16 protein-coding genes are annotated in these 21,463 nt (G+C 71.7%); 9 read left to right on the forward strand and 7 right to left on the reverse strand.

All coding sequences use genetic code 11. The annotated features are described in order from the left end of the window. Positions 1-165: 165 nt before the first annotated feature. The gene (locus tag GA0070561_RS00420) at positions 166-2,520 is read right to left on the reverse strand and encodes a putative bifunctional diguanylate cyclase/phosphodiesterase (protein ID WP_373861565.1); all 2,355 of its coding nucleotides are present in this window, start codon (positions 2,518-2,520) and stop codon (positions 166-168) included. 129 nt (positions 2,521-2,649) lie between these two features. Between GA0070561_RS00420 and ilvD the strand changes: the two genes are divergently transcribed. Together ilvD and GA0070561_RS00430 are read left to right on the forward strand one after the other, a co-directional pair. Further along, complete coding sequence (ilvD, locus tag GA0070561_RS00425; protein WP_091397075.1) at positions 2,650-4,497, forward strand: dihydroxy-acid dehydratase; 1,848 nt, start codon at positions 2,650-2,652, stop codon at positions 4,495-4,497. A gap of 174 nt (positions 4,498-4,671) precedes the next feature. Next, positions 4,672-5,508 carry an SCO4651 family lipoprotein gene (locus GA0070561_RS00430; RefSeq protein ID WP_141710289.1) on the forward strand — a complete coding sequence of 279 codons (837 nt, stop codon included), beginning with the start codon at positions 4,672-4,674 and terminating at the stop codon, positions 5,506-5,508. A gap of 312 nt (positions 5,509-5,820) precedes the next feature. Here GA0070561_RS00430 and GA0070561_RS00435 read toward each other — a convergent pair whose 3' ends face one another. From GA0070561_RS00435 to GA0070561_RS00450, 4 genes are all read right to left on the reverse strand, one after another. Then, a complete protein-coding gene (locus tag GA0070561_RS00435) occupies positions 5,821-7,512 on the reverse strand; it encodes a SulP family inorganic anion transporter (protein ID WP_091393207.1) in 1,692 nt (563 codons plus the stop codon). Then, positions 7,509-7,847, reverse strand: coding sequence for an ArsR/SmtB family transcription factor (locus tag GA0070561_RS00440; protein ID WP_091393210.1), 339 nt, complete (start codon positions 7,845-7,847; stop codon positions 7,509-7,511). Before GA0070561_RS00440 ends, GA0070561_RS00435 begins: the two co-directional genes overlap by 4 nt. 128 nt (positions 7,848-7,975) lie before the next feature. Beyond that, positions 7,976-8,803: a DUF3152 domain-containing protein gene (locus tag GA0070561_RS00445; protein WP_167362314.1), complete on the reverse strand. Its 828-nt coding sequence runs from the start codon at positions 8,801-8,803 to the stop codon at positions 7,976-7,978. A 176-nt stretch (positions 8,804-8,979) separates the two neighbouring features. Next, a complete protein-coding gene (locus GA0070561_RS00450) occupies positions 8,980-10,158 on the reverse strand; it encodes an ROK family transcriptional regulator (protein WP_208603663.1) in 1,179 nt (392 codons plus the stop codon). 163 nt (positions 10,159-10,321) lie between these two features. Here GA0070561_RS00450 and GA0070561_RS00455 point away from each other — a divergent pair, with 163 nt between their 5' ends. Genes GA0070561_RS00455 through GA0070561_RS00480 form a run of 6 tightly spaced genes read left to right on the forward strand, consistent with a single transcriptional unit; the run spans position 10,322 to position 15,321 of the window. After that, positions 10,322-11,050 (forward strand): amino acid ABC transporter ATP-binding protein, encoded by a 729-nt coding sequence (locus tag GA0070561_RS00455; RefSeq protein ID WP_091397082.1) that lies wholly within the window; start codon positions 10,322-10,324, stop codon positions 11,048-11,050. A gap of 19 nt (positions 11,051-11,069) precedes the next feature. Further along, on the forward strand, positions 11,070-12,038 hold the full coding sequence (locus GA0070561_RS00460; protein ID WP_208603664.1) for a glutamate ABC transporter substrate-binding protein: 969 nt from the start codon (positions 11,070-11,072) through the stop codon (positions 12,036-12,038). A gap of 16 nt (positions 12,039-12,054) precedes the next feature. After that, complete coding sequence (locus GA0070561_RS00465; RefSeq protein WP_091393215.1) at positions 12,055-12,699, forward strand: amino acid ABC transporter permease; 645 nt, start codon at positions 12,055-12,057, stop codon at positions 12,697-12,699. After that, a complete protein-coding gene (locus tag GA0070561_RS00470; protein WP_091393218.1) occupies positions 12,696-13,565 on the forward strand; it encodes an amino acid ABC transporter permease in 870 nt (289 codons plus the stop codon). Before GA0070561_RS00465 ends, GA0070561_RS00470 begins: the two co-directional genes overlap by 4 nt. Beyond that, positions 13,562-14,581 (forward strand): asparaginase, encoded by a 1,020-nt coding sequence (locus tag GA0070561_RS00475; RefSeq protein ID WP_091393219.1) that lies wholly within the window; start codon positions 13,562-13,564, stop codon positions 14,579-14,581. The genes GA0070561_RS00470 and GA0070561_RS00475 overlap by 4 nt, the downstream gene beginning before the upstream one ends. Beyond that, positions 14,578-15,321: a copper homeostasis protein CutC gene (locus tag GA0070561_RS00480; RefSeq protein WP_091393223.1), complete on the forward strand. Its 744-nt coding sequence runs from the start codon at positions 14,578-14,580 to the stop codon at positions 15,319-15,321. The genes GA0070561_RS00475 and GA0070561_RS00480 overlap by 4 nt, the downstream gene beginning before the upstream one ends. Positions 15,322-15,473: 152 nt before the next feature. Here GA0070561_RS00480 and GA0070561_RS00485 read toward each other — a convergent pair whose 3' ends face one another. Then, the gene (locus tag GA0070561_RS00485; protein WP_091393226.1) at positions 15,474-17,924 is read right to left on the reverse strand and encodes a glycoside hydrolase family 2 protein; all 2,451 of its coding nucleotides are present in this window, start codon (positions 17,922-17,924) and stop codon (positions 15,474-15,476) included. Between the two features lie 111 nt (positions 17,925-18,035). Between GA0070561_RS00485 and GA0070561_RS00490 the strand changes: the two genes are divergently transcribed. Next, entirely contained in the window at positions 18,036-19,055 is a 1,020-nt protein-coding gene (locus GA0070561_RS00490; RefSeq protein ID WP_091393228.1) for a LacI family DNA-binding transcriptional regulator, read from the forward strand. A gap of 6 nt (positions 19,056-19,061) precedes the next feature. Here GA0070561_RS00490 and GA0070561_RS00495 read toward each other — a convergent pair whose 3' ends face one another. Continuing rightward, positions 19,062-21,434, reverse strand: a complete 2,373-nt coding sequence (locus tag GA0070561_RS00495) for a GGDEF domain-containing phosphodiesterase (RefSeq protein WP_091397088.1) — start codon at positions 21,432-21,434, stop codon at positions 19,062-19,064. Positions 21,435-21,463: the final 29 nt, after the last annotated feature.

The raw sequence follows: 21,463 nt of genomic DNA on the forward strand, positions 1-21,463 counted from the left end.
GTGGCTGGTGGCTAGTCAAGCGATGCGACGCGGGCGGGGCCCGCCTCGCCAGGTTCCGATGGCAATAAAAACGGCCCTCGTGCAGATGCACGGGGCCAGCGCACTCTCGGTGAGGGAGAGTGCGCTCAGGTAAGTACTCGCAGCGACCGGTACGACGACATGCGGCTAAGCCTGACGCATCTCACGCGATGAGTCAACTGATCCCACATGTTGGTTAACGGAGGTCGGCGCGTCAGCCGGCGACGCGCCATCGGCAGGCGGGGTGAGCTGCCCGGACCCACCCGGAGCACGGCGTGGCGCGGGCGCCGGAGCGGGACGCGCACCCGGGGACGTGGCCGCCTCCAGCATCGCCTCCAGGTGCTCGGCCGGCACCCCCCAGCCGAAGAGCGCGCCCTGACCGAAGCGGCAACCGGCGGCCACCACCGCGGCCAACTCGGTCGGGGTGGTCACCCCCTCGGCGATCACCTCCAGCCCCAACTGGTGGCCCAGGCGCATGACGATGTCGACCATCGGAGCGAACGCCGGGCCGTCCTGGCCGACCGGGCGGACCGGCTCGTGCTCGGCGACCAGACTGTGGTCGATCTTGAGGATGTCGATCGGCAACCGGCGCAGCTGCCCCAGCGACGAGTAGCCGGCCCCGAAGTCGTCCAGCGCGATCCGGACACCGGTCAACCGCAGCGCGGTGAGCCGCCGGATCAGCTCGTCCAGGTCGGTGGCGACGGCGTGCTCGGTGACCTCCAGCACCAGCCGCTGCGGCGGCACGTGGTGGGCGCGCAGCGCCTCCGCGACCTGGACCACGTACTCCGGGGCGTGCAGCTCGCGCGGGGAGACGTTGACCGACACCCAGACGTCGTGCCCGTCCGCCAGCCACCGGGAGAGCTGGTAGCAGGCCTGATGCAGCACCCAGGCACCGAGCGGGGCGATCATGCCGCACTCCTCGGCGAGCGGGATGAACTCGTCCGGACGCACGTTGCCCAGCTCGGGATGGTGCCAACGGAGCAGCGCCTCGGCGCCGACCGGCCGCACCGACGGCAGCGACGCCACCGGCTGGAACGCCAACCGCAGCTCGTCGCGGTCGATGGCCCCGCGCAGTTCGTGCTCCACCGTCGTACGCCGACGCAGCAGTTTGTCGTACGCGGCGTCGTACCGCTCGATCCGGTTCTTGCCGCGCTGCTTGGCGTAGCGCAACGCCAGGTCGGCGTGGCGCAGCAGCAGCTCCACGTCCGGCTCGTCGGCCCAGTCGGCCACCCCGATGCTCACCGACAGGAAGACCGGCCCCTCCGGCTGGTCGTAGGGCCGGTTGAGCACCCCGAGGAGCCGTTCGGCGACCCGGTCCGCCTCGACCGGCCGGCCCTGCATGAGTACGGCGAACTCGTCGCCACCCAGCCGGGCGGCCACGTCGCCGGGGCGCAGGTTGCCGCGCAGCCGCCGGCCAACCTCGGCCAGCACGGCGTCGCCCACGTCGTGGCCCCGCATGTCGTTGACGTTCTTGAAGCCGTCCAGGTCGAGGCCGAGCAGCACACACGGGTTGTGGTCGGCGGCGTTGCGGTGCAGCGCCCGGAGCAGCCCGCGCCGGTTGGCAAGCGACGTCAGCGGATCGGTGTGCGCCAGCTCCCGGAAGTGCGCCTCCCGCTCGGCCAGGCGGCCCGCGTACCCCCGGACGTCGCGAAGGGTGAGGTACTGCCGTGCCACCAGGGCGAAGCCCTCCACGCTGCCGGCCACGATGCCCGCCGCGGTGAAACGGCCGTCCTGGGCGAGGTGGTACATCGCCGAGGCGGCCATCGCCAGCATCGGGGCGATCGCGTACTCGCCGTCGCTACCGACCAGGTCAAGGTCGATCTGCCCCGGCCGGTCGGCCCGGTACACCGTGAGCGCGACGGTCAGCAGACCGGCGGCGAGCACCGCCGCACCGGTCAGCGCCATGGTCGGCCCGGCCTGGCAGAGCCCGGCGCTGAGACCCAGCCCGCCGCAGGTCACCGCGCTGATACCGGCGCCCAGCGCGGCGAGCCGTCGACGTGGTGTGGCGGCCCGGAAGACGATGATCACGACGAGCCCGGCACCGAGCGCGGCGCTCACCGTGGCCAGCAGGATCGCCGGGCAGGCCATCGGGGTGGCGGCACCGAGCAACCGGGTGGGCTCGGAGAAGAGCACCCAACCGACGAACCACAGCGCCGCCGCCATGACCAACCCGTCCAGGGCGAGCCGGGCCGTTCCGGCCGCGGTGGCGGCCACCCCGGGCAGCCGGAGCAGACCAGCGGCGAAGGCCAGCCCGCTCACCGCCATGCCGATCGCCACCGCTGTCGCCCAACCGGTGCGCTGCCCCTGCTCGTGGGCCCAGTGGTCGGTCGCGCTGAGCGCGGCGACCACCCCGGCAAGGAGGCTGAGCACTGCGACACCGGCGGCCGCCGCGAGCAGCAGGTGCGCCGGTCGACGCGGCATCGTCCGCCGCCGGGCGACGACGGTCAGCAGCACGGCGGCCACCGCGGCGACGAGCCCGCTGAGCGCCGCGACAGCGACCATGCCCGGTGGAAAATGCACGCCTCCAAGAGTGCCGGATGGGCGCACGTCATGGGGGGCTGAGTGTGCATCTGTTGGGACACGGCGGATACCCGGGTGGGCCGGCGCGCCGACGGTGTCATGCTGGTATGCATGCCTGAGCTGCGGTCGAGGACCTCCACACACGGTCGGACGATGGCCGGCGCCCGGGCCCTCTGGCGGGCCACCGGGATGACCGACGACGATTTCGGCAAGCCGATCGTCGCCATCGCCAACAGTTTCACCCAGTTCGTGCCTGGTCACGTACACCTCAAGGACATGGGTGGCCTGGTCGCCGACGCGGTCGCCGAGGCCGGCGGGGTGGGCCGGGAGTTCAACACCATCGCGGTCGACGACGGCATCGCGATGGGCCACGGCGGCATGCTCTACTCGCTGCCCAGCCGCGAGCTGATCGCCGACGCGGTCGAATACATGGTCAACGCGCACTGCGCGGACGCCCTGGTCTGCATCTCCAACTGCGACAAGATCACCCCCGGGATGCTGCTGGCCGCCTTGCGGCTCAACATCCCGACCGTCTTCGTCTCCGGCGGCCCGATGGAGGCCGGCAAGACGATGGCGATCGAGGGCGTCGTGCACAGCAAGATCGACCTGATCGACGCGATGATCGCCTCCTCGAACGAGGCGGTCACCGACGAGCAGCTCGGTGAGATCGAACGCTCCGCCTGCCCGACCTGCGGCTCCTGCTCCGGCATGTTCACCGCCAACTCGATGAACTGCCTCACCGAGGCGATCGGGCTCGCGCTGCCCGGCAACGGTTCCACGCTGGCCACCCACGCCGCCCGCCGGTCGCTCTTCGTCGAGGCCGGCCGGACCGTCGTGGAGATCTCCAAGCGGTGGTACGACGGCGACGACGACTCGGTGCTGCCGCGTACTGTCGCCTCCAAGGCCGCCTTCGAGAACGCCGTCGCCCTGGACGTGGCGATGGGCGGCTCCACCAACACGGTGCTGCACCTGCTCGCCGCCGCCCGCGAGGCGGAGATGGACTTCGGCGTCACCGACATCGACGCGATCTCCCGGCGGGTGCCGTGCCTGGCCAAGGTCGCACCGAACTCGCCGAACTACCACATGGAGGACGTGCACCGGGCCGGCGGCATCCCGGCGATCCTCGGCGAACTGGACCGGGCCGGGCAGCTCAACAGGGACGTGCACGCCGTGCACTCCCCCTCCCTCGCGCAGTGGCTGACCGACTGGGACGTGCGGGGTGGCTCCCCCACCCCGACGGCTGTCGAGCTGTTCCACGCCGCCCCCGGTGGGGTGCGCACCACCCAGCCGTTCTCCACCACCAACCGGTGGTCGTCGCTGGACACCGACGCGGCCGGCGGCTGCATCCGGGACCGCGAGCACGCCTACTCCGCCGACGGTGGGCTGGCCATCCTGCACGGCAACCTGGCACCCGAGGGCAGCGTGGTGAAGACCGCTGGCGTGCCCGACGACTGCCTGACCTTCCGTGGCCCGGCGAAGGTCTACGAGTCGCAGGACGACGCGGTGACCGCGATCCTCGCCAAGCAGGTGGTCGCCGGGGACGTCGTGGTGATCCGGTACGAGGGGCCGAAGGGCGGCCCCGGCATGCAGGAGATGCTCTACCCCACCTCGTTCCTCAAGGGACGCGGGCTGGGCCGCTCCTGTGCGCTGCTCACCGACGGCCGTTTCTCCGGTGGCACCTCCGGGCTCTCCATCGGGCACGTCTCCCCCGAGGCGGCCTCCGGCGGGCTGATCGCCCTGGTCCGCGACGGCGACGAGGTCGTCATCGACATCCCGGGCCGGTCGATCGAGCTGAACGTGCCCGCCGAGGAGCTGGAGGCACGACGGGTGGCCGAGGAGAAGCGCGACAAGCCGTACACCCCGACCGATCGGCAGCGCCCGGTGTCGGCGGCGCTGCGCGCGTACGCCTCGATGGCCACCTCGGCCAGCGACGGCGCCTACCGTCGCGTCCCGGAGTAACCGCCGCTCGCGATCGACAGTGGATCGCCGATGTTGGGGTGTCCCGCCGGCTCGGACACCCCAACATCGACGATGTTGTCGGCGAAACACGGTCCGCGAATGTCGGTCGCGTGGGCTAGCGTGTCGTCGATCAATTCGGGGAGAGCCCGAATTCCTGCGGGAAGAGGCGTGTACGTGTCATTTGGCAAGAAGTCCGTGGCGGTGGCGGTCTCGGCGCTCACCGCGCTCGCTGTCTCCGCGTGCGGCACGACGTCCGGCGGATCCGAGTCGCCGAAACAGCCCAGCGTCCTGGAGCTGCTGGCCAGTGACCTGAAGGGGTCGCTGCAGAAGACCGCCGAGGCCACCGACAAGAGCGACTCGGTGACCGTGACGATGTCAGGCACGGCGGGCGGCGAGAAGGTCTCGATGAAGGGCGTCCTCGACCTCGGCGACCCGGTCAAGGCCGAGATGACGACGACGGACGAGAAGGGCGCCGCGACGGTCGTCCGGATGGTCGGCGCGGTCATCTACGTCGAGATTCCGGCGGAGGACCGCGCGGAGATGGACGGCAAGCGCTGGATGAAGATGGACCTGGGCGCCGCCGGCAAGCAGGCCGGGATGAACTTCGGCAAGCAGTTCGAGGACATCGACCCGACCAAGCAGGTCAAGACGCTGCTCGCCACCGAGGGCACGAAGGTGGTCGGGCAGGAGACGGTGAACGGGACGGCCACCGTCCACTACACCGTCACCACGCCGATGGCGACCTACCTCCAGCAGATCGACGAGAAGCTGCGGGCGGGCGTCGAGCAGCAGATGACCAAGATGGGCGTCAAGGACATCACCACCGACCTGTGGGTCGACGAGCAGTACCGGCCCCGCCGGGCGGCCCTGAAGATGGGCCCGCTTGGTGACCTGGTGATGGACTACACCGACTACGGCAAGGCGGTGACCATCGAGACGCCGCCGACGGCGGAGACTTTCGACTTCGCCGAGATGCTCAAGGGTCTGCAGGGCCTGACCGCCAGCAACTGATCAGGATCGGAAAGCTGCCCGGCCGGCGCGGAGACGCGCCCGCCGGGCAGTGCCGTGTCCGCCCGCTCGTCGCGCTCGGCTGACAGTCGACTCCGGGTCAGCCGAGGTCGCGCAGGTCGAGCGCCTCGGTTCGCATCGAGGCGTTCGTCATGCATGCCCAAGGCGGTGGTGCGGCGGATCTCCTGCGCCAGGTCCGCATCGAGCCTACGACGCTGATCGTCGACCCCACCCGCGAGCTTCGGGCGTTCCGGGTCGCCCAGAGCACGGCGGCGGGAACGAAGCGTGGCGGCGGACAGCGGGCGGCCGTACCGCTCAATCGGCGGGTACGACCGTCGGGTGCCTCGCCGCGGGGAGCGCCACGGTGCGGGCGTACCGGATGGCGGCGGGGGTATCCGGGAAGAGCAATTTCTCTCGACGCAGGTCGTCGGCCACGCCGAGGGTGGCGAGTACCTGGTCGTGGGCGGGGGTGATACCGGAGAGCAGGACGGTGATCCCGCGTCCGCGTAGCCGCCGGATCGCATCGCCGAGGACGTGCGCCCCGGTTGCGTCCATGGTGGTCACCCGGGACATCCGCAGGATGACGACACGGACGTCGGTGACCTCGGAGAGTTCGAGCAGAAAGGTGTGGGCCGCAGCGAAGAAGAGCGGCCCGTCCAGCCGATACGCAACGATATGTTCGGTGAGCAGCGCATACTCCTCCGCGCTGTGTTCACCGGGGTCGAGGGGCACCTGTTCCAGCCGGGCGCTGCGGGCCACCGCGCGCAGGGCGAGCACCACGGCGACGCCGACGCCGACCGCCACGGCGGTGACGAGGTCCCAGATCACGGTGACGGCGAAGGTGAGTACCAGCACGATCGCGTCGCCCCGGGTGGCGCGGGCCAGCGCCCACAGCGAGCCAGCCTCCACCATGCGGATGGTGGTGGCCAGCAGTACGCCGGCAAGAGCGGCGAGCGGGATGCGGCCGACCAACGGCGCGGCGGCCAGCACGATGGCGGCGAGGGCGACGGCGTGGGTGAGGGCCGCCAGCTTCGAGGCCGCTCCGGCGCGGACGTTCACCGCGGTGCGGGCGATGGCGGCAGTCGCCGGGATGCCGCCGAAGAGCGGCGCGGCCAGGTTGGCCAGCCCCTGACCGAAGAGTTCCCGGTCCGGGTTGTGCCGCTCACCGACGGTCATGCCATCGGCGACGGTGGCGGAGAGCAGGCTCTCCAGGGCGGCGAGCGCGGCGACGGCGAGAGCACTGGGCAGCAGCACGCCCAGCGCGCCGAGGTCGAGGAAGCTGAGCGAGGGAACGGGCAGGCCCTGCGGCAGCGCGCCGATTCGGACCAGATTGACCGGGATGACCTCGGCGAGGACGGTGGCGGCCCCCACGCCGAGCAGCGAGAACGGCAGGCCGGGTCGCCACCGGGCACCCAGCAGCATCAGCGCCGCGACGGCGACGGCCACCGCGAGCGCGGCCGGTTGCGGGTGTACGACGAAACGGCTGACCGCGTCGAAGGCGACGGCCCAGACCTTCTCCCCGTGCGCGTCGCTGACGCCGAGTGCGGCGGGCACCTGTTGCAGCGCGATGACCACGGCGATGCCAGCGGTGAAACCCTCCAGCACCGGCGTGGGCAGGTAGCGGACGTACCGGCCCAGGCGGGCCACGGCGAGCGCGATCAGCACCAGGCCGGCCATCGCTCCGACCATGAGCACGCCGGTGGCTCCGAACTGCTGCACCACCGGCACCAGCACCACGGTCATCGCCCCGGTCGGCCCGGATACCTGGAGGTTGGAGCCGCCGAAGACAGCGGCCACCGCACCGGCGATCACGGCGGTGATCAACCCAGCCTGGGCGCCCAGCCCGGAGGTGACACCGAACGCCAGGGCCAGCGGTAGCGCCACCACCGCCACGGTGAGCCCGGCCAACAGGTCCCGGCGCGGCGAGCGGTGCACCGCGGCCCAGTCGGCCCGGCCGGGCAGCAGCCCGAGGAGCCGCTCTCGGACCACCGGGATGGCGCCGCTCACCTGTCCGCGCCGGTGGCGCGCAGCTCCCCGAGGAGGCCGTCCCGGTCGGTGAGGACCGCGCCGAGAATCCGGCGCCCGGCGGCCAGCAGGTCGGCCACGTCCGGGGTGCTGAGCGCGTACATGACGAGGGGGCCGTCACGGTGTGAGGTGACCATTCCGGCGCGGCGCAGCACTCCGAGTTGCTGAGAGAGGTTGGAGGCTTCGACCTCAATGACGGCGAGCAGGTCGCGGACCGGCTTCGGGCCGTCCTGAAGCAGTTCGAGGACCCGGATGCGGACCGGGTGCCCGAGGGTGCGGAAGAGTTCCGCCTTCGCCTGGTACAGCGGGACCGACATGAGCACCCTCCCGATCGATACGAAGACTTTAGCACTTGAAGAAGTCTTCAATCGCTGGCCGCAAGAGCGCGGTAGTCCGCCACGTCGTCAAAGGCGTGAACGTTGCGGCCGGGGCGGAGATCACCAGGTCAGGACGGTGCCCACGGTCCGCTGACGAACTGCCCGTTGCCGACGAACGGGCTGACGTTGGGCACGCAGCCGCCCAGGTCGATGGTCTGGGTCATCATGACCGGGGCCGGCTTGCCGCGACCGCCACACTTCATGTGGGCGAAGCCGAGGAAGTGACCGAACTCGTGATTGATCACGCCGGCGTGGTACTCGTCGATGCTGACCGGGTATCCCGGTGAACCCTGGAGCCAACGCCGCAGGTTGATCATGATCGTCTTGCCGTACTTGCAGGAATAGACCCCCTCGGTGTCGACACCGCTCGCACCGCAGAGCCTGTCCACTGTCCTCGGTGTCGCGAGCCGCACGTCGACGTCGACCTTCGAGGTGCCGACCCGCTGGAAGGACCACGACGCCCGGGTCAGGTTCACCGCGGCGTTGGTGACCGGGTGCTGTGCGGACGTGGCCCACCCGTTCGGTGCGGCCAACACCTGCTCGATGCTCGCGGCGAACCGGTCCGGCTTCCAGGCCGGGATGTCACCCCAGGCGATGCCCTTCTCCACCGAGACGCTGTAGCGCACCCGCTTCTTGCCCTTGCCGATCACGCGACCGGCGCCGGTGGCGGTGGTGAAGGTGCCGGCGGCCCTGGTGGGGATCTGCGCGTCGGTCGGGATCTCCGGAGTCGGACTGGAGGTCGGCGTATCGCCGGGGCTCGGAGCTGAGCTCTGCGTACTCGGGCCGGAGCGTGGGACGTCGGCCTGCCCGGACGCCGGTGCCGACAGGCCACAGGCGGCGGTCGCCAGCACCACTGCCAACGAGATCGGCACGAGCAGCCGTCCGTTGATCCGCACGTCGAAACCTCCAGGAGCAATCACGGGTGAGTGAGGAACACCGGAAGGCTAAGTGACTGCCTGTAAGGAAACCGTCAGGATGATCAGCGGCGGAGGCCGGTCATAGGGTCGCATTTCCGGCGTGCCGAACTGCGGCAGATCACTCTCAGTGATCAGCGCTACCGGTTTGAGCGAGGTCAGGCGGCCGCTACGACGTGGTCGATCACCAGGTGGGCGGCGCCGGTGATACCGAGGTCCTGGCCGGCGGCGACCCGTTCGATGAGCAGGGTCTGGGTGGCCAGCGGGAGGCACCGCTCGTAGAGGGTGGCCCGCATGCTGGCCAGCAGCGGCTCGCAGTCGGCGAGCCGACCACCTATGGCCACCACCTGCGGGTTGAAGAAGTTGACCACCACGGCCAGGATCTCACCGACGGCGCGGCCGGCCTGCCGGGCGAGGGCGGTGGCCTGCCTGTCACCGTCGTCGATCAGGCGGATCACACCGGTCAGGTCGGAGACCGGCACACCCTGCTCCCGGAGCGCGGTGACCAGTGCGGCGCCGCTGGCCACCGCCTCCAGGCAACCGGCGTTGCCACAGGTGCACGGTGGCGCGGGATCGGCCACCACCCGGCAGTGGCTGATGTCCCCGGCCGATCCCTGCGCGCCCCGGTGCAACCGTCCACTGGAGATCACACCGGAGCCGATTCCGGTGCCAGCCTTGATGTAGACGGCGTGGTCCAACTCGGAATGAGCGGTGCGGTGCGCGCCGAGCGCCATCAGGTTGGCGTCGTTGTCCACGATGACCGGCACGTCGACACGGCCGGCGCAGAACGCGGCGACGTCGAAGCCGTTCCAGCCGGGCATCCGCGACGGGCTGACGATCCGCCCGGTGGAGTGCTGCACCGGGCCGGGAATCCCGATGCCGACGCCGCGGAGCGCACCTGTGGCCGAGCCGCCGCGCGAGGTAGCCGGATCGCCGTCCACCAGCGTGGCGACCTCGGCCAGCAGCGCCCCGAGCACCGCCTCCGGGCCGTCCTCGATGCGGACCGGCAGGGTGCGGGCCTGGACCACCCGCCCGGAGAGATCCAGTGCACCGACGCGGGCGTGATGCGCGCCGAGGTCGATGGCGCCGACCACGGCGCCGCCGGTGGGCACGGCGAGTTGGCGGGGTCGCCGCCCACCCCGGGACCGCCCGGCGCCGGCCTCCTCCAGCAACCCCTGGCTGATCAACGCCTCGACCCGCTGCGAGACCGTCGACGGGGAGAGCCCGGAGAGGCGGGACAGGTCGGCCCGACTGACGGCCGCACCGGTGGCCACCCAGCGCAGTAGCTCCCGGGGGCCGCCCCGGAGGGCATCGCGTGGCGCGTCGTCAATCGTCACGTCAGCTTCTTAGCACCCGGAGTTAGTTCAAGCAACCGGTTGACTTAGTTTGCTGGCTACCTTTAGATGACGCTGTTGGTTCGATATGAAGCTGACTTAGTTTTGTAGTCGAAGGAAGTGAGGCCGTCTGGTGGCACCGGAGACGACGGGTGCGAACCGACCGATGGTGTCGGTACGCGGCCTGAACAAGTGGTTCGGTCCGCTGCACGTGCTCAAGGACATCGACCTCACGGTGGCCGCCGGCGAGGTGGTCGTCGTGGTGGGGCCCTCCGGCTCCGGCAAGTCGACGCTGTGCCGCTGCCTCAACCGGCTGGAGACCGTCGGGCAGGGCAGCATCGAGATCGACGGTGAGCCGCTGCCCGCCGAGGGCCGCGCGCTGGCCCGGCTGCGCGCCGATGTCGGCATGGTCTTCCAGTCCTTCAACCTCTTCGGCCACAAGACGGTGCTGGACAACATCACCCTCGGCCCCACCCGGGTCCGCCGGATCGCTCGACCGGAGGCGCGGCAGCAGGCGATGGCCCTGCTGGAGCGCGTCGGTATCGCCGACAAGGCAGACCACCACCCGGCCCAGCTCTCCGGCGGGCAGCAGCAGCGGGCCGCGATCGCCCGAGCCCTGGCGATGCAGCCGAAGGTGCTGCTCTTCGACGAGCCGACCTCGGCCCTCGACCCCGAAATGGTCAACGAGGTGCTCGACGTGATGGTCTCCCTCGCCGCCGAGGGGATGACCATGATCGTGGTGACCCACGAGATGGGCTTCGCCCGTCGCGCAGCCGACCGGGTGGTCTTCATGGACGACGGCCGGATCGTCGAATCCGGCGCACCCGACGACTTCTTCGCAGCTCCGCGCACCGAGCGGGCCCGCGACTTCCTATCCAAGATCCTCCAGCACTAGCCCCCAACGGGAGGGTGTCATGTCAATCCTCAAGATGAGCTTCACCGGGCGGCGGTCGCTCGCCCTCACCGCCACCGCGGTGGCGGTGGCCCTCGCCGCCACCGGCTGCGGCGGCGACAGCGGCGGCAGCGCTCCGACGCTGCCCGGCAACCCCGGCCTGGGCGGCGACGGCGTGGTCGCCCAGTCGGTGTACGACGCCGCCCCGGTGGCCACCGACGCGGACATCCCGGCCGGTTCCACCATGGAGGCGATCCGCAAGCGCGGCTACCTGAACATCGGCGGATCCCTGGACGCGCCGCTGCTCGCCCAGCAGAACCCGGTCAGCGGCACCATCGAGGGCTTCGACGCCGACATGGCGAAGTTGCTGGCGAAGTACATCATCGGCAAGCCCGAGGTGAAGACGACGACAATCGGCACCCAGACCCGGGAGGCCATGCTCCAGGCCAAGTCGGTGGACGCGGTCTTCCAGACGTACACGATCACCCCGCAGCGGGCCACCCAGGTCGCCTTCGCCGGGCCGTACCTCACCTCCGGCCTCGCCGTCGGGGTCCGCAAGGACGACACCTCGATCAAGAGCGTCAAGGACCTCGCCGGCAAGACCGTGATCGTCGGGGCGAACACCCCCGCCGTCACCGCGCTGCCCTCCGCCGCGCCCGGCTCGAAGCAGATCGCCTTCGGCACCGACCCGCAGGCGTTGCAGGCGCTGCTGCAGAAGCGCGGCGACGCGTACGTGCAGGACTTCACGCTGCTCGCCTCGGGCGCCAAGGCGAACCCGGGGATGAAGGTGGTGGGCGAGCCCTTCACCACCGAGGCCTACGGCATCGGCCTCAACAAGGAGGACGCGCAGTTCAAGGAGTTCGTCAACAACTGGCTGAAGAAGATCCAGGCCGACGGCACGTGGGCGAAGGTCTGGGAAGGCACCCTCGGCTCGGTGGTGGAGGGTGGGGCGCCCACCCCGCCCGCCCTCGGTTCCGCCGACGGCTCCTGAGCAGTCTCTCGTACCGATGGAAGCCCTCACCTCCCACCTGAGCGAGCTTGGCCACGGCCTGGTCACGACGGTCGAACTGACCGTCGTGACCACCGTCGGCGCGATGCTGCTGGGCATCGTCGTGGCCACCCTGCGCATCGCCCCCGTTCCGCTGCTGCGCGCCATCGGCACCGCGTACGTGGAGGTGTTCCAGAACCTTCCGCTGCTGGCGCTACTGGTGCTCTTCGTGTTCGCGCTGCCGACCATCGGCATCACGTTCCCGCTGTTCACCTCCGCCGCGATCGTCATCGCGGTGTACGAGGGGGCGTACCTGGCCGAGGCGATCCGCGCCGGGATCAACACTGTCGGTGTGGGCCAGGCTGAGGCAGCCCGAGCCATCGGGCTCACCTTCGGCCAGTCCCTGCGGCACGTGATCCTGCCGCAGGGACTCCGGGCGGTGATCCAGCCGATCGGCAACATCTGCATCGCGCTGCTGATGAACACCTCGCTGGCCGCCGCCGTCGGCGTGGTCGAGCTGACCCAGGCGGCCAACACCGTGAACCTGGTCGAGGCGCAACCGATCGCCGTGTTCACCGGCGCGGGTCTCGCCTACATGCTGCTGGCGCTGATCATCGGTCAGGTCACCGGCCTGCTCGAACGAAGGCTGGCGATCGTCCGATGAACAAGACGCAACAGATCCTCTTCGACGAGCCCGGTCCGCGCGCCCAACGCCGGATCCGGATCGCCACAGTGCTGGGCGCGATCCTCCTGGCCGGCGCCGTGGTCGCGGCCGTGTACCAGTTCGCCAGCCACGGCGAGTTGGCCGCCGCCCGGTGGGAACCGTTCACCACCTGGCCCATCTGGCGGTACCTGCTCAACGGCCTCTGGGCCACGGTGCGCGCCGCCGCCGCGACCGCGGTGCTCAGCGCCGCGCTCGGCCTGTTGCTGGCGCTCGGCCGGCTGTCGACACATCGCCCGTTGCGCTGGCTGGCCGGCGCGTACGTGGAGATCTTCCGGACCGTCCCCACCCTGCTGCTGATCTACGTGACGCTGTTCGCGCTGCCGCAGTACGGGCTGAACTTCCCGCTGTTCTGGAAGCTCGTGGTGCCGCTGGTGGTCTCCAACTCGGCGGCGTTCGCGGAGATCTTCCGGTCCGGCATCCTGGCGCTGGACCGCGGGCAGACCGAGGCCGGCCTCGCGGTCGGGCTGCGCCGCGGGCAGGTGATGGCGCTGGTGGTCCTGCCGCAGGCGCTGCTCCAACTCGCCCCGTCCCTGGTCAGCCAACTGGTCGGGCTGCTCAAGGACACCTCGCTCGGCTTCGTGGTCAGCTACACCGAGCTGCTCTACAGCGGGCAGGTGCTCTCCTCGTACACCCACCTGCTGATCCAGACGTTCCTGGTGGTGGCGCTGATCTACCTGGTGGTCAACGCCTCGCTGTCCAAGTTCGCCCGCGTACTCCAGGCCCGCAACGGCCGCTTCGGAGGCCGGCGCGGACGGCGGACCGCCGAGCTGCCCCCACCACTTCTCGAAGGGAACACCCCCCGGTGACCATCTTCCGCTACGCCGAACTGGCCCGGGTCGTGCGCAACGGCTTCGTCGAGAGCCGGCACTACGGCAGCGTCGTGGTGCTCGCCCCGGACGGGACTGTCGCCCTCGCCGCCGGCGTTCCCGACGAGCCGGTGCTGCCCCGCTCCACCCTCAAGCCGGTGCAGGCACTGGCCTGCCGGATCGCGGCGGGCGACGAGCTGACCGGCCCGGCGCTGGCCCTCGCCGCCGGCAGCCACACCGGCGACGACCGGCACGTCGAGGTGGTTCGGGCGATGCTGGCCGGGGCCGGCCTGACCGAGGACGCGCTCGGCTGCCCGGAGGACTGGCCGGAGGACGAACCGACCAGGGACCGGCTGATCCGCGCCGGCGGGCAGCGCGACCGGATCCGGATGAACTGCTCCGGCAAGCACGCCGCGATGCTCGTCGCCTGCGTCGCCCGCTCCTGGAGCACCCACGACTACCTCGACCCCGACCACCCGCTCCAGCGGGAAACCGCCGCCGCCGTCGCCCGGCTGGCCGGCACGCCGATCGCGCACCACGCGGTCGACGGTTGCGGGGCACCGCTGTTCGGCCTGTCGTTGACCGGCCTGGCCCGCACCTTCCAGGCGTTGGTCACCGCGCCCGCCGGCAGCGACGAGGCGCTGGTCGCGCAGGCCATGCGCCAGCACCCGGAGTACGTCGGCGGCTGGAACGGGCACCCGAACACCGACCTGATGCGAGCGCTGCCCGGCGTCCTCGCCAAGGGCGGGGCCGAAGGCGTGCTCGGGGTGGCCGCACCGGACGGTCACGCGGTGGCAGTGAAGGCGATCGACGGTTCGCCCCGAGCCACCACAGCCATCGCCCTCGCCGCCCTCGACGCCGTGGGCGTACCGGTGGGTGGGGCCGACGCGCTGCGCCAGGTGCCGGTGCTCGGCGGCGGCGTACCCGTTGGTGCCGTCACGGCCGTCATCGACTGGACCACAGCATCGTCTCGGACCGAAGCGGCATCGCCTCGCACGGAAAAGGAAGAATCATGAACACATTCGAGATCTGCATCGACAGCGTCGAGGGAGCGGTCGCCGCCGAGGAGGCCGGCGCCGACCGGGTGGAGTTGTGCTCCGCGCTCTTCGACGGCGGGCTGACCCCCAGCCTGGGCACCATCGAGACGACACTGAGCGCGGTCAGCCGGATCCGGGTACACGTGATCGTCCGTCCCCGGGCCGGTGACTTCATCTATTCGCCGTTCGAGATCGAGGCCATGGAGCGGGACGTGCGGGCCGCGGTGGCGGCCGGAGCGCACGGCATCGTGATCGGCGCGTTGACCGCCGAGGGTGACGTCGACGTGCCGACCACCCGCCGGCTGATCGCCGCCGCGGGCGACGCCAGCATCACCTTCCACCGGGCGTTCGACATGACCCGTGACCCGCACGCGGCGCTTGAGCAGCTGATCGAGCTGGGCGTGCACCGGGTGCTCACCTCGGGTCAGGAGGTCAGCGTGCTGGAGGGTGCTCCGCTCATCGCCGACCTGGTGCGTCGGGCCGCCGGCCGGATCGTCATCATGCCGGGCGGTGGCATCACCCCGCGCAACATCGCCCGGATCGTCGAGGCGACCGGCGCCGACGAGTACCACTTCGCGGCCCTGGTCAGCTCGGACAGCCCGGCCGTGCACCGCAACCCGGCGCCGCTGATGGGTGGCAGCCTGAACCGGCCCGAGTACGAGCGTTCGGGCACCTCGGGCGCCCTGGTCGGCCAGGTGCTCGCCGCCGCCCGCGCCTGACCGACAGATCGCGCCCCCGGGCGTGATGATCGTGCTCGAACATGGAAGTAGTGGCCTCCCCACCGAAAGAGGCCACTACTTCCTGGATCGAGCACGATCATGGGCTGCAAGCCAGCGACCGCACCGGCCGAGGCGACCGCCGGCCGGCGACGCTAGCTCGACGTCAGGTCGTTGACGCAGCGCAGCACCGGGCGGGCGACGAGGGCCGCCTGGTCCAGCGCGGCGTCGGCGCGCACGGTGAACGTCGTCGACTCGCCGGGCAACAGGGTGACCAGGGCTTCGTCCACCTCCGCCGAGGCATCGAGGCGGTCCGGGAAGAGCGTCAGGTCACGCAACACCGTGCGGGCCGTGACCCGGACCCGCTGCCCACCGTCGACCGGCTCGACAGTCGCGTCCCAGGCCGCCGCCGGCCAGTCCACCTCCCGGTCCTCGGCGAAGAACCACAGGGCGCGCTCCGCGGTGCCACCGGCCTCCGCGACCAGCAACTCGCGCCGGGCATCGTCCGGCCGCGCCAGGTCCGTCGGCAGCGCCAGCACCACCGAGGAGTACCCCGGGACGTCGAGGTCGACCGAGGTCTTCGCCCTCGGCTCCCCGGTGAGCGTGAACCGGGTGACAGCGGCTGTCGCGGTCCATGCCTCGGCGGTCTCGTTGACAGCGACCAGGGCCAGGCCGCCGTCACGGGGCTGCACGGTGAGCAGCCGGTCGGCGTACGCGTGGCGCAGCGCGTACCACAGGGGTTTGCGGCGGCCGTCGCCGTCGACTGCCGACCAGGAGGTCACCGGCCAGCAGTCGTTGAGCTGCCAGACGATGGTGCCGGCGCAGACGTCCCGGTGGGAGCGGAAGTGTTCCACCCCGAGCTGGATCGCCCGGGCCTGGTTGAGCTGCGTCAGGTAGTGCCAGTCGTCGAAGTCCGCCGGGGCGGGCAGGTGCGCGTCGAGGCCCCGCTGGAGCTTGGCGTCACCGCCGGCCGCCTTCTGGTGGTGCGCCATGCCCGGTGAGTCGTGGGCCAGGGGTTCGTCGCTCAACGCGCGGCGCAGCGTGGCGTACGCCGGTGGGGCCTGGTAGCCGAACTCGGCCACGAAGCGCGGGACGTACTCCCGATATCTGGTGTAGTCGTCGGTGTTCCACACGTCCCAGATGTGGGTGGTGCCGTGCGCCGGGTCGTTGGGGTGGATCGCCTCGGTGCCCGACCAGGGGCTGCCCGGCCAGTACGGGCGGGTCGGGTCCAGCTCGCCGACGATCCGGGGCAGCACGTCGAGGTAGTAGCCGCGCCCCCAGGTGCGCCCGGCGAGGGCCTGCTGCCAGTCCCAGTCGTGCCAGCCCCAGATGTTTTCGTTGTTGCCGGTCCAGAGCACCAGCGACGGGTACGGCGCGAGCCGGGTCACCTGCTCGGCGGCCTCGGCGGCCACCTCGGTGCCGAACGGCTCCTCCTCCGGGTACGCGGCGCAGGCGAAGAGGAAGTCCTGCTGGACGAGGAGACCGCGCTCGTCGGCGAGGTCGTAGAAGTCCGCCGACTCGTACCGGCCGCCGCCCCAGACCCGCAGCAGGTTGACGTTGGCCGCGACCGCCTGGTCGAAGCGCTCGGCCAGCCGGGCCCGGGTGATCCGGGTGGGGAACACGTCGTCCGGGATCCAGTTGACCCCGCGGACGAAGACCGGGACGTCGTTTACCGACAACGCGAACGGGGTGCCGTGCTCGTCGGGTGTGGTGTCCAGCCGTACCGAGCGGAAGCCGATCCGGTGCGACCAGCTGTCCAGGGTGTCGCCGTCCGGTGCGTGCACTGTCACCTCGATCGGGTGGCGGGCCTGCTCGCCGTACCCCCGGGGCCACCACAGCGCGGGCTCGCGGACGGTGAGGGTCAGCACGGCCGTGCGCTGGCCGGCCGGGACGACCACCTCGGCGCGGGCGCCGGCCACGGCGGCGCGGACGGTCAGCGGGACGTCGGCGACCCGCTCGACCTCGACATGCACCTCGACCCGGCCGTCGCGACCGTCCATGGTGACCAGTGGACGGACGGTGGCCAGTCGGGCGGTCGACCAGGCGTGCAGGCTGATCTCCTGCCAGATGCCGGCGGTGACCAGCGTCGGCCCCCAGTCCCAGCCGAAGTTGCAGGCCATCTTGCGGATGAAGTGGAACGGCTCCGGGTAGGCGTTCGGCCGGTCGCCGAGACGCTCCTGCTGTGCCTCGGCGTAGCGGTACGCGGAGTCGAAGGTGACGACCAGGTCGTTGTTCCCGTCGCGCAGCAGCGCTCGGACGTCGAACCGGTAGCCGCGGTGCATGTTCGCGGTGCGGCCGACCTCCACACCATTGAGGGTGAGCGTGGCGACGGTGTCCAGGCCGGCGCAGACCAGGTCGACGCGCTCGTCGTCGCCCGCCCGGTGGACGAAGGTGGACTGGTAGACCCAGTCGGTGCGCCCGATCCAGGCCACCGCCCGCTCGTTGTCGTCGAGGTAGGGGTCGGGGATCAGCCCGGCGTCGAGCAGATCGGTGTGCACGCAGCCCGGCACGGTCGCCGGCACGGACCGGCCCGCGACCTCCTCGGGCACCTGCGCTCCGGGGGCCGCTCGCACTGTCCAACCGTCGTAGAGTGCCTGTCGGCTCACGATTTCACCGCACCTTCCCGCATCGAAAGATGCCTACTGAACCGGATAAGCTGAGCTACGGTACGGTCCGGAATCCGGGCTGTCAACGGCCAGAGAAGAAGGAGCACGCCGGTGAAGCGGCCGACCATCGCCGACGTCGCCCAACGCGCCGGGGTGTCCAAGGGCGCCGTGTCGTACGCGCTGAACGGGCAGCCCGGCGTCTCCGAGGCCACCCGGCAGCGCATCCTGGCCATCGCCACCGAGATCGGTTTCAGCCGCAGCAGCGCCGCCCGCGCCCTCTCTGCCGCGACCGCCGGGGCGATCGGCCTGGCCCTGTGCCGACCGGCGCGGACCCTCGGCGTCGAGCCGTTCTTCATGGCGCTGATCAGTGGCGTCGAGGCCGAACTCTCCGCCCGCTCGTACGCGCTGACACTCCAGGTGGTGGCCGACCCGGACGCCGAGATCGCTGTCTACCGGCGCTGGTGGGGTGAACGACGGGTGGACGGGGTGCTCGTCTGCGACCTGCGCACCGACGACCGTCGCATCCCCGCACTCGAACAGCTGCAACTGCCGGCGGTGGTGATCGGCGGCCCAGGCGGCACCGGTGAGCTGGCGAGTCTCTGGTCCGACGACGCCGCCGCGCTGACCGAGACGGTGGAGTACCTGGCCGCGCTCGGGCACCGGCGGATCGCCCGGGTCGCCGGCCTGCCCGACCTACGGCACACCGAGATCCGCACCGACGCCTTCGCGGCGGTCTGCCAGCGGCTCGGCCTGGTCGACGCGGTCACCGTCTGGTCCGACTACACCGGCGAGGAGGGCGGCCGGGCCACCCGTCGGTTGCTCAGCTCGGCCGGCCGGCCCACCGCTGTCATCTACGACAACGACGTGATGGCCATCGCCGGGCTCTCCGTCGCCCAGGAGATGGGCCTGACCGTGCCCGGCGACCTGTCCATCGTGGCCTGGGACGACTCGCCGCTGTGCCGGCTGGTGCACCCGCCGCTGACCGCGCTGGGCCGGGACATCCCGGCGTACGGCGCGCACGCCGCCCGACAACTGCTCGCCGTCGTCGCCGGGCAACCGGCCGGGCGGGTGCAGGACGAGACACCCCACCTCACGCCGCGCGGCAGCACCGCACCGCCCCGGGGGAGATGAACCGGTTCAGCGAGACGCTGAGGGAAACTCCTCGAAGTACGCCTCGACCCGCTCGGCCGTCGCCGGCCGGGCCAGCGCGAACCCCTGCCCGTACCGGCAGCCACCCCGGCGCGCCCCCTCGACCTGGGTCGACGACTCCAACTCCTCGGCGACGATCTCGACGCCCAACCGCTCGCCCACGTTGACCACCACGTCGATCAGCGGCGGTTGCCCGTCCGGCCGTGCGCCCACCAACTCCGGGCCCACCTTGAGCAGGTCGATCGGCAGGCGGCGAAGCTGGGCCAGTGAGGCGTGCTCGGCCCGGAAGTCGTCCAACGCGGTGCGTACGCCCAACGACCGGAGTCCGGCCAGCCGAGCCACCACCGTCGACAGATCACCGGCGACCCTCGGCTCGCTCACCTCCACCACCAGCCGCTCCGGTGGCACCCCGTACGCGGCCAGCACGGCAGCGAGCCGCTGGACGAAGTCGGGAGTGGTCAGCTCCCGGGTGGTGACGTTGACCGCCATCCACAGCTCCCGCACACCCACCGACCAGTCGGACAACTGCCGGCAGGCCCGGTCCAGCACCCACCATTCCAACTCGCCGACCAGGTCCAGGTCCTCGGCGACCGGCAGCAACTCGGCCGGAAGCACAGTGCCGAGCACCGGGCTGCGCCACCGCAGCAGCGCCTCCGCGCCCACCGGCTGCCCGTCGGCCAGGTCGACCACGGGCTGGTAGACGAGGTCCAGTTCGCCGCGCGCCACCGCACCGGGCAGCTCGCGTTCCAGGTCGAGCCGGCGCACCAGCTGTTCCTCCAGGAACGCGTCGTACCACTCCACCCGGTCCCGGCCCAGCTGCACGGCCCGTCGTCTCGCCAGCTCGGCCTGCCGGAGCACGTCCGCCGGCCCGGCGCCGCTCACCTCGGCCAGCCCGATGCTCGTCTGCACGCGCAGCATCGCGCCGGCCAGCCGGTAGGGCGGGCTGAGCGCGCTCAACAGTCGGGTGCCCAGCGCGTACGCCAGCACCGGCCCGGCGGCGGTGACCACCGCGAAGCCGGTACCCGTGCACCCGGTGACCAGGTCGTCGGGGGCGATGACCGCGCGGGCCCGGTGCACCGCCTCGGCCAGCACGTCCTCCCGGGCCGTCGGGCCGAACCCCTCGGTGCCGTGCAGGTCCACCAGCAGCAGCGCGCCGGCCGGCGCCGGAACGTCGCCGATCGCGGCCAGGGCGTCCAGCAGGGCAGCCCGGTCGCCGGGAGTGCCGCTCGCCGCCGCCGGTGGCCGGTCGAGCCCCGACCACGCGGAACTGTGATCAGGCGACCAGGTCGAGCCGGCACCGATCGCGGTCGCCGCTCCCTCCCCGACGCCGAGGGCTCGCTCGGGCGGCGGCTCCGGCGTGCCCGGCCAGCGGCCCGGGGCCGCACGGCGGTGCCGCAGCGAACGGCCGGCCGGTCGCCGGTGAGCGGCCCGCCGAACGGACGTGGACACGTCACCGGCGCGCAGCAGCTCGCGCAGCACCAGGGGCGGCACCGCCGCCAGGGCCAACAGCACGCTCGTCCGATCCGGTGCGCGGCCGGCTCCCAGGTGCAGACCCGATGCCAGCAGCAGCACCGCCGCGGGGAGCACCGACCGGGGCCAGGCCGCGGCGACCGGCTCCACCGACTCCCTGTCGTCCGCCGCATCCGCCGCGCCGACCGCGACGAGCAACATCCCGAACACCAACGGGGGTACGGCCAGCAGGGCCACCCGGCCGGCCGGCGCGGACGGCAACGTGGCCAGCAGCACCAGCCCGCCCACTGTGAGCAGGACGCCGCCCCGGCAGAGCGCCGCACCCGAGCGCCGACGTGGCCCCGCGAACGCGTTCAACGCGGCCATGCCCAACCCGCCGAGCGTCAACGCGGCGACCAGCCGAACCGGGACAGGCAGGCCGTCGGAGGGCAGCAGCAACCAGCCGGCGAGGGCCAGACCGAGGGCCGGGCCGGTCGACTCGACCAGCCACCGCAACCGGACCGGGGCCGCCGGCCGCGATCGGCCGGGGAGCCGGTACAGACCGGCCGCCGAGAGGGCCGCGACGACCAGCGACCCGATCAGCACGGCGAGGGTGTGCCCGATGCCGACCAGGGGCAGCACGACGGCGGTGAGACCCGCCGCCACCACCGCCGCGTCGAGGAGCACGCCCGCCGCACGCGGTGTCGGATCGGTGCCGCGTCGGGAGGCCAGCCGGGACAGTCGCAGCCCGGCGAGCGTGGCACCGGCACCGGCGGCCAGCGCGATCACCACCGAGGGCGGGACCAGGTCGACGGAACCGGCGAGGAGGAGCAGCGCCACCGCCACGGACGTGGCGGCCTCCGGTGCCGCACGGCGGGGGACGAGGATGCGGAACGGGTACGCGAGGAGCACGGCGGTCGCCTTCGTGAGGGGGCACGGGG

This window comes from Micromonospora saelicesensis (genome assembly GCF_900091575.1).
Classification (GTDB): domain Bacteria; phylum Actinomycetota; class Actinomycetes; order Mycobacteriales; family Micromonosporaceae; genus Micromonospora; species Micromonospora saelicesensis.